The organism is Gordonia sp. SGD-V-85 (assembly GCF_001456905.1).
In the GTDB taxonomy this organism is placed as follows: domain Bacteria; phylum Actinomycetota; class Actinomycetes; order Mycobacteriales; family Mycobacteriaceae; genus Gordonia; species Gordonia hongkongensis.
On sequence record NZ_LNQO01000032.1, the window covers coordinates 1 to 11,001 of the forward strand.

General features: G+C 68.2%; 8 protein-coding genes. 2 read left to right on the forward strand and 6 right to left on the reverse strand.

Annotated features, from left to right (window positions below):
* The coding region (locus AS181_RS23255; RefSeq protein ID WP_139114267.1) for an HNH endonuclease at window positions 1-672 on the forward strand (672 nt) is incomplete at its 5' end.
* 277 nt (window positions 673-949) lie between these two features.
* On the opposite strand, the gene AS181_RS23260 is transcribed toward AS181_RS23255, so the two are convergent.
* From AS181_RS23260 to AS181_RS23285, 6 genes are all read right to left on the reverse strand, one after another.
* Window positions 950-2,656, reverse strand: a complete 1,707-nt coding sequence (locus AS181_RS23260) for a hypothetical protein (protein ID WP_078113651.1) — start codon at window positions 2,654-2,656, stop codon at window positions 950-952.
* Between the two features lie 120 nt (window positions 2,657-2,776).
* Window positions 2,777-4,450 carry an allophanate hydrolase gene (gene atzF / locus AS181_RS23265; RefSeq protein ID WP_058253816.1) on the reverse strand — a complete coding sequence of 558 codons (1,674 nt, stop codon included), beginning with the start codon at window positions 4,448-4,450 and terminating at the stop codon, window positions 2,777-2,779.
* Window positions 4,447-6,516: a 5-oxoprolinase/urea amidolyase family protein gene (locus tag AS181_RS23270; protein ID WP_058253817.1), complete on the reverse strand. Its 2,070-nt coding sequence runs from the start codon at window positions 6,514-6,516 to the stop codon at window positions 4,447-4,449. The genes atzF and AS181_RS23270 overlap by 4 nt, the downstream gene beginning before the upstream one ends.
* Window positions 6,517-6,576: 60 nt before the next feature.
* Entirely contained in the window at window positions 6,577-7,257 is a 681-nt protein-coding gene (locus AS181_RS23275) for an urea amidolyase associated protein UAAP2 (RefSeq protein ID WP_058253818.1), read from the reverse strand.
* Window positions 7,258-7,284: 27 nt separating this feature from the next.
* Window positions 7,285-8,136 carry an urea amidolyase associated protein UAAP1 gene (locus tag AS181_RS23280; RefSeq protein WP_058253819.1) on the reverse strand — a complete coding sequence of 284 codons (852 nt, stop codon included), beginning with the start codon at window positions 8,134-8,136 and terminating at the stop codon, window positions 7,285-7,287.
* Window positions 8,137-8,468: 332 nt separating this feature from the next.
* Window positions 8,469-10,058 (reverse strand): amino acid permease, encoded by a 1,590-nt coding sequence (locus AS181_RS23285; RefSeq protein WP_058253820.1) that lies wholly within the window; start codon window positions 10,056-10,058, stop codon window positions 8,469-8,471.
* Window positions 10,059-10,336: 278 nt separating this feature from the next.
* Here AS181_RS23285 and AS181_RS23290 point away from each other — a divergent pair, with 278 nt between their 5' ends.
* Complete coding sequence (locus AS181_RS23290; RefSeq protein WP_058253821.1) at window positions 10,337-10,966, forward strand: TetR/AcrR family transcriptional regulator; 630 nt, start codon at window positions 10,337-10,339, stop codon at window positions 10,964-10,966.
* Window positions 10,967-11,001 lie beyond the last annotated feature (35 nt).

Below are 11,001 nucleotides of genomic sequence, written 5' to 3' on the forward strand. Positions count from 1 at the left end.
GCGATCACCGGCGATGTGACGGCGGTGATCGGCGAGAAGTTCCTGGCGATGATCGACGAACGCTCCTGTCCGCGTCCCGAACCCGACGGGGCCGACGACCGCCGTGATGTCGGGCAGCGTCGTGCGGACGGGTTGGAGCTACTGCTCGATCAGGCCGCGATCGGTGCGGCGATGACCACCGCAGGTGCACCCCGCACTCAGGTAGTGGTGACCATCCCCGCTGATGGTGTGGGCCCGGCGATTCTGCCGTGGGTGGGCGCGGTCACGGCATCGACGGCGCGTCGGTTGTCGTGTGACGGCGGGGTCGCCGAGATCGTCCTCGACGACGAGGGGGTGCCGCTGCGGATGGGGACGACGAAACGACTGTTTCCGCATCACTTACGTCAGGCGATCGTCGTGCGGGATGCGTGTTGTGTGAAATGCGGTGCCCCAGCAGCACATACCCAAGTGCATCATCTGGTCCACTGGGCCGACGGCGGACCGACGGATCTGGACAACGGCTGCCTACTCTGCCAGCGCTGCCACACCCAGGTCCATCACCACGGCTGGGAGGTGGTGATGGGCCCGGACCGGCATCCCTGGTTGATCCCACCCGCCGACATCGACCAGAAACGCCTCCCCCGACCCGCCTACAATCGGCGCACCATGCGACTCGACGACGCACTCGTCTAACCGTCCCCGCCGCACCAGACCCTCGGGCATCGACCCCGACGCCACACGACCCTTGACAACTCCACAGTGTTAAAACAAACCCCTGCCCACCGGGGCACTGTCGCGGAAGATGTCGTTAGCAATCTCTTCGCGAGAGATCCCGGTGGGGTCCGGGGGGATCGAAGCTGCACTTGAGATCAACCGTTCCCGCCTTCACAGCAACCAATAGCCAGGCGGTGAGTCAGCCCCGGCCCGGCCCCCTCCCCTCAGAGCGCAGCGAGCCTGGAACACTTTCGGATCAGGCCGCGGCATCTTCGGAATCGCTGCCGGAATCGGAATCGGCGCTCGAGTCCGAGTCGCTACCGGAGTCGTTGCCATCGGAATCAGAGGTGTCGGAATCAGCGGCGTCGGAGTCCGCGGCGTCGGAACCGGCTCCGTCGGAATCCGAAGTGTCAGGATCCGAGGTGTCGGAGTCCGAGCCGCCGGGCTCGGGCGCGTCGGAGTCTCCGGCATCCGAGTTCCCGACGCCACCCTCTTCGGAGGTCGCCGGCGCCCGGTGCTTGCCGACGTAGGAGTTCTCCGCCGAGCGGTGCTTGCCGACGTAGCTATCGGCCTCGTCGGTCTCATCGTCGGTGGCGGCCGAATCCGCCGATGTGTCGACGACCGACATGCTCGTGCGCGCCACAGTGTTCGACGCGCCGGTGTCTATTGGATCGGTGGCGGGCAGGCCGAACGGGAACTCGTAACTCGGGATGCGGATCACGGGGACGAGTTCGCCGGTGTCGAGTTGCCCGAATTCGATGACCGGCATGCCCAGTCGATTCGGCCGGAGCTCGCCGTTGACCTCGACCAGCGGCCGGAAGGTGACGGTCGAACCCAGCCAGTCGACGGTGATCGGAGCCGTGAATCCGTAATCGCTCGTCAGCCGGAGGAAGTTCCCGCTGAACAGGTCGTAGTCGCCCCCGATGCTCAGGCGGGCGAAGTCCTTGGAAAGCGACATCCAGTCGCCGTCGAAGTCGATTCCGGAACCACTCAGGGCGCCGGCGAGCAGACCCTCGAGAACGTCGGCGCCGAGTCCGCCGAGAACCCCTCCCGGATCGGCGATCAGCGCTGTCGGGTCAGTGAGCGCGAACTGGAGTTCGCCGTTCGGTTGCTGCCACCGGAAGTCGAAGGTGCCCAGCACGTTCGCGCAGGCTCCGACGCCGTCGGCATAGGCACCGGTGAGGCCGCCATAGCAACCCACGCCCTGGACGCCGGGGATCGTCGTGATCGTCTCGCCGAGGACCGTGACGTCGAGCGGCCCGGTGTTCCACGCGTGTGCCATCCCGATCAGTGCGAACGACCTCGCCGTCCGTCCGTCACTCGCCCCCGCGGTCGCGATGCTCAGCGGCAGATACGATGTCGCAGTTGCGTCGCCGCCACGGTATGCGAGCGCGAACTGGAAGCCGTTCCCGGCGACCGTCGCCGAACCCTCGGTGGCGGGGCCGTCGGTCATCGTCGGCGGCAGGTCGATGCCGAGAAAGCGGAGGATGTCGCCGAGGACCGAACCGGACACGGTGTCGAACACCTGCTTGACCGGATCGTAGATCGCGACCGGCACCACCTCGATGCGGTCGGGCAGGACGACGGCGAGTCCGATGCCGCCGAGCTCGGTGCTCGACTGAGAGCAGTCGGCCCCGTCCCGGACGCCGCCGGACAGGCAGCTCTGGATGCGCCACTGCTCCGCGATGTCGGCGAGCGCGCCGTTCCCGATCTCGGAGATCAGACTGCCGAGCGGGTTTCCGCTGTTGAAACCGTTCAGCCAGTCGTCGAGTTCGCCGATCGCCGGTGGTATCACCGCGGCCTCGGCCACCGTCGGCTCCGCGACCTGCCCCGCTCCGATCGCGGCTACGGTCGCCAACGCGGCCGCCCCCGCGATCGCACGATGCTGCCGCCGCTGCTTCCGGTTCTCGCGTCGAGCGACCTTCTCCGATCGCTGAATTCCGCTGCGCCCCAACCTGGTCATCCGTCCCACCCTCTTCTCCCCGACCGCCCGAGCTGAGTAAGTGAATCATCACGCTCGGTGAACAGATGGTCGATCGGAGGAAATGGCACGAATCGGCGGTTCTGGTCAGACGTCCCACCCCTACCAGCGGTCGCGATCGAGACCCTGACCGGTGGCACCGGCGTCGGCGGCGCACCCGAATCCCACGAGCCAGCGGGCAGGACCGCTCTCTCCCGCGGCGATCTCGACCTTGCCCAGCATCATCGGCTCGGGCAGGGCGGCCAGGAACTCCCCCAGCGCCGACGGGGCGAGCGTCCACACCTCGCCGCGAATCGCACGGCCGGCCTCGGGATCGCGGATCAGTCCCGGTTTGGGCGGGGTCGTATCAAGTGCGACCAGACGGTACGACTGGGTCGTGGTGACCTCGCCGGCCCACCGGGCACCCCGTTCGCTGAGCTCGTGCGTCAGAGGCCCACCCCGCATGTGCGCCCCGAAGACCGCGAGTTCGATCGCATCGTCGGGCTCCGCCCAGGAGGACGCCACCGAGTCGTCACCGACGAAGCGACGTGCCACGTCGACGAGCACGGCGTCGGCATGCGCGACGCCCAGGAACGTGACGCCGAACTGGGCTGTGCTGCCGTCTCCTTCGATGACCGTCCCGGCCGGCACCGCGAGTCCGCAGAGGTCGAAGAGGTTGCAGAAGTTGGTGTACGTGCCCATCCGCGAGTTCACGCCCACCGGATCGGCGGCCACCTCGGCGAGCGTCGGGTGCGCCGGCGCGGTCGGGACCATCAGGACCGTCGCATCGCCCCACTGGTCCATCGCCGCCGCACGAAGGTCCGCCAGCCGACGACGGGCGCGCAACAGGTCGACCGCCGAGAAACGGTCCGCCGCACCGATGATGGCCGACACCGTCGGATCGAGGCCGGCGGCGCCGGGATCGGCAACGGAATCGAGGTACTCCCCCACCGCCTCGTATCGCTCGGCGACGAGCGCGTCGTCGTAGAGGAGCCGGGCGGCCTCGAGGAACGGCGACAGGTCGATGGTCTTGATCATGAGCCCCGCCGCCTCGGCACGATGCACCGCGTCGTCGAACGCGGCGCGCCATCTGTCGTCCAGACCGGGCAGCTCGGTGGGCACGGCGACGACCGGGCGTTCGGGCGCGGCGTAGGGCATAGACTTCGGGAAGGGGCGTGTCCCAGCGGCTTTCGCCATCACCGCAACCGATCGGTCGGCCAGCGCGAGGTCGGCGGCGAAGATGGTGAGGACATCGTAGCTCCGACAGGCGGGTACGACTCCGTCGGTGGAGACGACACCGAGGGTCGGCTTGACACCGACGATGCCCTGCAGGCCCGCCGGCACCCGACCCGACCCGGCGGTGTCGGTCCCGATGGCGATGTCGGCGAATCCGAGGGCGACCGCCACCGCCGATCCCGAGCTCGATCCACCCGAGATGCGGTCGGGGCGTCGGGAATCCCGCACCGCGCCATAGGGGCTGCGCGTTCCCACCAGTCCGGTCGCGAACTGGTCGAGGTTGGTCTTGCCCAGCACCACCGCGCCGGCCGCACGCAGGGCGGCGACCGCGGGCGCATCGGCCTCGGGGGTGAAAGCGAAACCGGGACACCCGGCGGTGGTCGGCAGACCGCCGACGTCGACGTTGTCCTTGACCGCGAGAAGAATGCCCGCCAGCGGTCCGCCGGTCGCGACGGACCGCTCGTATTCGGCACGCACCTCGGCCTCGGGCCGGAGCGTGATGAACACCTCCGGACGATTCGCCTCGGCGATCCGCGCGTACACCTCGTCGATCCTGCTCATGCCACCCGCTCCTCGTCGTCCGCGTTCTCCGACGCTCCGCCGTCGGCCACGCTCACACCGGCCGCTCGCGCAGCGAATTCACCTTGTAACGACCATCTCTCGCGCTCCTCCGCACGGGCGATCTCCATCGTCTCCCGGCGAGCGGCGATGTCGCCGGCGTGCTCGTCGAGGAAGCGCTGATGCGCGGCCAGCGAGAACTCGCCGTCGACGATCTTCGTGCTGTCGCCGCGCCCGGCGGCGACGTCGGCCCGCATGTCGAGCAGCTCCTCCGAGCTGACCGGATACCAGTGAATACGGTCGAAGAACCGCAGCAGCCACGGATGTTCGGGATCGAAACCCGGGGCCGGCAACGGATGCCGGTGGTTCCACACCTGGGTTGTCCGTCCGACGAACTGATAACCGCCCGGGCCTTCCATGCCGTAGATGCACAGGTAGGCGCCGCCGATACCCACCGCGTTCTCCGGGGTCCAGGTGCGGGCCGGGTTGTACTTGGTCGTGACCAGGCGGTGGCGGGGATCCAGCGGAACAGCCACCGGCGCACCGAGATAGACGTCGCCGAGACCGAGGACGAGGTAACTGGCGTCGAAGACCGTGCGGTACACGTCGTCGACGGAGTCCAGGCCGTTCATCCGGCGGATGAACTCGATGTTCCACGGACACCACGGGGCGTCGGACCGCACGCCGAGCATGTACCGTTCGATTGCTTCGCGAGTGGCCGGGTCGTCCCATGAGAGCGGCAGGTGCACCGTACGGCTCGGCACCACGAGGTCTTTGGCGGCCGGCAGTTGGCTTTCGCATTCGGTCAGCCACTCCAGCATCTGCGCCTGCGACCACACGTCCGGGTCCGCCTTCACCTGCAGGGAGCGGATTCCTGGCGTGAGATCGATGAGCCCGCGCGGCTTCTCGGCGGCGATCCGCTCGGCCAGCGCATGTACCCGGGCCCGCAGGGCCAGGTCGAGGTGCATCTCGCCGTACTCGACGAGCACGTTGTCGTCGCCGGACCGGCGGTAGGTGACGGTGGTCGATCCGTCGGCGGTCGTCGTGGTGCCCAGGATTCCGTTGTCGGCGTCGCCGCCCGACGACAGGACGTCGACGAAGCACGCTCGCCGGCCCAGCCCCACCTCTGCGGGCGAGGCCGCACGGTCACCGCGCACCGCGACGAACCGGATCGTGTCACCCGGCTTCAGCTGCCCGAGCTTCCAGCGCTGCGCGGTCGTGACCGTCACCGGGCACACGAATCCACCGAGACTCGGGCCGTCCGGGCCGAGCAGAATCGGTGTGTCTCCGGTGAAGTCGAGGGCACCGACAGAATAGGCGGTGTCATGGATGTTCGACGGGTGCAGACCGGCCTCGCCACCGTCGTCGCGCGCCCACCGGGGTTTGGGGCCGATCAACCGGATACCGGTCCGGTCGGAGTTGAAGTGCACTTCGTAGTCGGTCGCGAACAGATCGGCGATGTCGTCCTCGGTGAAGAACTCCGGGGCGCCGTGGGGTCCGACGGTCACCGCCAATTGCCAGCTGTTGGTGAACGCCGGCTGCTCGTCGGACAGGATGCGCCGAGGCGCGCCGACCGGCGCACCCAGCAACGCGAGATCGTCGCCGGCCACCAGTGCCCGCCCGTCGAGCCCGCCGAACTTGCCCATGGTGAAGGTGGACCGGCTCCCGAGGTGATCGGCGGCGTCGAACCCGCCCCCCACCGCCAGATACGCCCGCATGCCGAGCGCACCGATCGATCCGATGTCGAGCACGTCACCTGGTTCGATAGTCAGCGGAACCCATTGCGGTGCAACTGTTCCGTTGATCGTCACCGGGACCGGCGCCCCGGTGACGGCCACGACCGCGGACCGGTCGAACCGCAGGGCCGGCCCCATCAGCGTGATCTCGAGACCGGCTGCCGTCCCCGGATTGCCGACAGCGATGTTGGCGAGCCGGAAGGACAGGTCGTCCATCGGACCGGAGGGGGGTACGCCGACCTTCCAGTACCCGACCCGGCCGGGCCAGTCCTGGATGGTGGTGAGCGGACCGGACCGCAGTACGGTCACCGCGCCCGTGGTGGTGGCAGACATGATGGTGGGTTCCTCGTCGGAGTCAGGCGACGCCCGGGGGGGCGTGGAGGTGAACGGAGGTCAGGACGGCCGGGTGACGATGACGCGCACCGCCGTCGGATCGAATCCGTTGCAGGGGTTGTTGATCTGCGGGCAGTTCGAGATGAGCACGAGGGTGTCGACCTCGGCGCGCAGCGCCAGTCGCTTGCCGGGGGCGGACAACCCATCGACGATCCCCAGCGAGCCGTCGGGATCGACGGGGACGTTCATGAAGAAGTTGACGTTGCCGACGAGGTCGGCCTTGCCGAGGCCGTGCCGGCTGCCCTCGATGAGGAAGTTCTCGACGCATGCGTGCTGGTGCTTGGTGTGGTGGCCGTAGCGCAGCGTGTTGGATTCCTGCGAGCAGGCGCCGCCGAGGGTGTCGTGGTTGCCGACCTCGTCGGCGACGATCGTCATCAGCGGAGTGGAGTCGTGGTCACGGATCACGCTGCCGGTGGTGAGGAAGATGTTGCCCTGCGCGGCGATCGTCGCCTGGGCCGAATACCGCTGGGCAGTGTCGGCGGCGGCGTAGAACAGCGTGTCGACGGCCTGGTTGCCGTGCAGGTCGACGATGGTCAGCACGTCGCCGGCGGCGACGACGCCCGACCACGGAGCCCGGTCGCCCACATGCGCGTCGTCGACGACGGCGCCGGGGACGAGAGCGAGTTCGGCGGCGGGCGCCGAGGCGAAATCGGTGATGAGTGCGGTGTTTGTCTCGGTCACGATGGGTGGTCCTCTCTGTGGGTCGGCTCAGTGATGAGCCGCGGCCCAGACGTCTTCGGAGTTGGCGACCGCGCGCTGGTACTCGGGGTCGGTGCCGGCGACCTCGGCCAGCAGCGTGTCGAAGTCGCTCTTCGCCTGCCACGCCAGCACTTCCAGCGAGGTGGTGTCGAAATGCGGCGACGGGTCGAGCGGATGCGCGGTGTTGGCGATCGCGACCGTGCACGGCAGATGCAGGATCAGATCGACCGAACGCCCGGGGCCCGCGCTGCCGGTCGAGCGCAGTGTCCCGTCGGCGTCGACGGTGACGCCGTGGAAGAACGACAGCGACGGCGCCACATCCGTGGGTGTCAGACCGTGCTTCGCGGCCGCGAGCGTGAACAGCTCACGACCGGCCGGACTACCCGAATACACCTCCCCGGCTCCATATCTCGCGGTATTGCCCGCGAGGGTCGAGGTACCGCACAGAGCGTCGTGGTGACCGGAGTCGTCGGCGACCACGGTCGCGAGCACGCGGCCCTGATCGCTGAGGAGCGGATGACCCGCACCCAGGTACGCCTGCCACGGGACCTTCACGGTGTCGGCGACGTTGAGACGCTCCCACGGCGTGTCGGCGCGCCAGAGCAGCAGATGGGCGCAGGCCGCGCCGGCCACATCGGTGAGCCGCAACCGGGTCCCCCGTGCCAGGACCTTGCTGGTGTAGCGGCCACCGGGCACCGTCTCCGCCCAGGTCAGCGAGGTGGGCGGGACGTCTGCGGGCGGGTTGGGCCAGGCCGATGGCGGCACCACCGGCATGCTGTCGGTGATGGCACCGGCCTGCGCACGGGCGTGTTCGCGGGCGCCGATGGTGGTGCCGGTACCCGCCGCGGTGATCGTGCTCATTCGGAACTCCTTGTTGTAGATGGTGTTCGGGTGCCACCCTGCTCCCCGAGAAGCGAGCTAGCGAACGTCTCCCCCTGCTCCCTGAGGAGCGAGCTTCCGAGCGTCTCCCCCTGCTCCCTGAGGAGCGAGCTTGCGAGGGTCTCCCCTGCTCCCTGAGGAGCGAGCTTTCGAGCGTCTCCCCCTGCTCCCTGAGGAGCGAGCTTGCGAGCGTCACGAAGGGTCTTCGCAACTCGTCTCGCCAGGACCCTTCGTGACGCGCCCTCCGCAAGCTCCGGGCGCTCCTCAGGGAGCAGAGGTTGTGCGGTTCTTTCGGATTAGGGAGCAAGGGGGCATCAGGCGGACGGGGAGGTCGTCACCGGTCGCGGGTGTTCTTTTCCGCGGGGGTAGCAGGCGATGCCGACGAGGACGGTCGCCACGATGCAGATGGGGCCGGCCCAGCGGAGGATCGGCATCTCACCGGACGGGTCGAAGACCTCGGCCCGCGGCCACGCCAGATTGATCACCATCAGGACGCCGTAGAGCACCGCGAGGGCGTTCACCACGATACCGAATCGGCCCAGGCTGAACAGCTTTCGGCCACCGGCGTCGACGGCCGGCGTGTCCCGGCCGCCGCGATGCGGCCAGCCCTGGAACCGCCGGTAGAGCATCGGGCCGGTGACGGCCAGGTAGGCGAGGTAGATCAGGATGATGCACACGCTGGCGAGGGTCGCGAAGATCGCCGAGTTGCCGACGTTGACGAGCAGGATGCCGATGCAGAGCACACCGATCAGGATCGACGGCAGGATCGGGGTCCCGGTGCGGCTGTTGACATGTGCCAGTTGCGCCGAGAACGGGAGCCGGCCGTCGCGAGCCATGGAGAACATCAGACGCGAGCAGGCGGTCTGGATGGCGAGGGTACAGATGAAGATGGCCACCGCCACGTCGGCGAGCAGGACCTTGCCCCAGAAGCTGCCGAGCACGGAATCGAGGACGTACGGCAGACCGCCGGTCGCGAGTTGCTCATCGAGGGTGGGTGCCGCCATCAGGGTGCCGAGCAGCATCAGTCCGCCGCCGATGGCCGAGACGGTCAGCGCCATCCGGATAGTGCGCGGTGCGACGCGGCGCGGGTCCCTCGTCTCTTCGGCCAGCTCACCCGCCGACCCGAAACCGACCATGACGTACGCGGCCATCAGACCGGAGACGATGAACGCCCAGATGTAACCGGGCTGCTGACCGGGAACGCCGGTGTCGAAGACGACGTCGGGACCGCGCTGGGCGTGGGTGAACAGTGCCAGGATCACCGCGACGACACCGACGAGTTCGCAGACGACGCCGATGCTGTTGACCCGGCTCATCCACCGGACACCGATGCAGTTGATCGCGGTCACGATGACGAGCAGAACCGAGCCGAGCAGCACCGCGTTGGCCGCACCGCTCGTGGTGGTGAGGGTTGGGTCGTCGCCGATGATCTGGAAGCCGATCCAGATCGACGGCAGGACGACCTGCAGGGCGATCGCGGCCGCGGCAGCGGTGACGACCTGCGCGATCATCATGAACCAGCCGCCGAACCAACCGACGACCTCGCCGCCCATTCGGCGGGACCACTGGTAGATCGCGCCCGAGATCGGGTATCGCGCCGCGATTTCGGCGAAGCACAGCGCCACCAGGAACTGGCCGGCGTAGACGATCGGCCAGGTCCAGAAGAAGGCCGGGCCGCCGAAACCGAAACCCAGACCGAACAACTGGAAGATGGTGGTCAGGATCGAGACGAACGAGAACCCGGCGTCGAAGGACGCGAACTTGCCGAGCGAACGATGGAGTTGCTGGTCGTAGCCGAGTGCCGAGAGGTCGTGTGCGTCGGCATCTCCGGCGCCCGGGCCGGACGATGATCCAGCGGCCGAGGAGGGCGATGGCGCGGGAGCCACTTCGGGGGTGGAGGTCATGCGCGGTCTTCCTTTCCGAGAGAAAGCTCCACGTTGAGCACGGTTGAGGCAGGCACTGTTTCCTGTCACCTGATAGGTAAGCCCTCGCTGATTTCTATCGATTGACAGAATTGTTCCGGTCGTGAAAACTCCCGTTACGTCCGCGTAACGAGCCTGGGATTTCCCCGGTCGGCGGGTCCGCGAACAGCCGAAGCACGCGGTCTGTCGGCTAGGGTCGAGAAATCCGGGTCGCAAGATGCCCGGGTTGCGAGATCTGTTGACGCAATTGAGGAGACGACATGCCGTCCGGCTCGAGTACGGCCCCGACGCCGACCGGCCGCGGCCGCCCGCGCCTGGTCCAGGCCCGACGCCGCGGGCAGACCGCGCGCGAGGAAATCCTCGACGCCGCTGCCGAATTGTTCACCCGCCACGGGTACACCGGGACGTCGACACGCATGATCGCCGAGGCGGTCGGCATCCGACAGGCGTCGATGTACCACTACTTCGGCACCAAAGACGACATTCTCGCGACCCTGCTGGAGACGACAGTCGTCGCCTCACTCGACCGCGCGCGGGTACTCCTCGACGGGGATGGACCCGCGCTCGCGCGGCTGCTGGAGCTCGCGCGCTTCGATGTCGATCAGCTGGCACAGTCGCGCTGGAACCTCGGCGCCCTGTACCTGCTGCCCGAGGTCGCCGACCAGCGGTTCGTCGAATTCCGTTCAGCACGGCAGGAATTGGCCGACTCCTATGCCGCCCTGGCGGCCGCGGCACTCGGCGACTCCACCGACAAGCGGACGCTGCTCCCCTTCCGGCTGGTGGAGTCGGTCATCATGATGCGCGCCGACGAACAGCGCGGCGAGCTCGGCGAACACACGGCCGCCGGTCTCGCCGCCACCGTCGTCGACGCGATCTCGCGAATCCTGTAGCAACAGAGCGCCGATGGCCGACGTCGCTACGGGAT

Coding starts and splice junctions, on each gene's coding strand:
- AS181_RS23290 (WP_058253821.1), top strand. CDS start 10,337: ATGCCGTCCGGCTCGAGTACGGCCCCGACGCCGACCGGCCGCGGCCGC.
- AS181_RS23270 (WP_058253817.1), bottom strand. CDS start 6,516: ATGTCTGCCACCACCACGGGCGCGGTGACCGTACTGCGGTCCGGTCCG.
- AS181_RS23285 (WP_058253820.1), bottom strand. CDS start 10,058: ATGACCTCCACCCCCGAAGTGGCTCCCGCGCCATCGCCCTCCTCGGCC.
- atzF (WP_058253816.1), bottom strand. CDS start 4,450: ATGAGCAGGATCGACGAGGTGTACGCGCGGATCGCCGAGGCGAATCGT.
- AS181_RS23260 (WP_078113651.1), bottom strand. CDS start 2,656: ATGACCAGGTTGGGGCGCAGCGGAATTCAGCGATCGGAGAAGGTCGCT.
- AS181_RS23280 (WP_058253819.1), bottom strand. CDS start 8,136: ATGAGCACGATCACCGCGGCGGGTACCGGCACCACCATCGGCGCCCGC.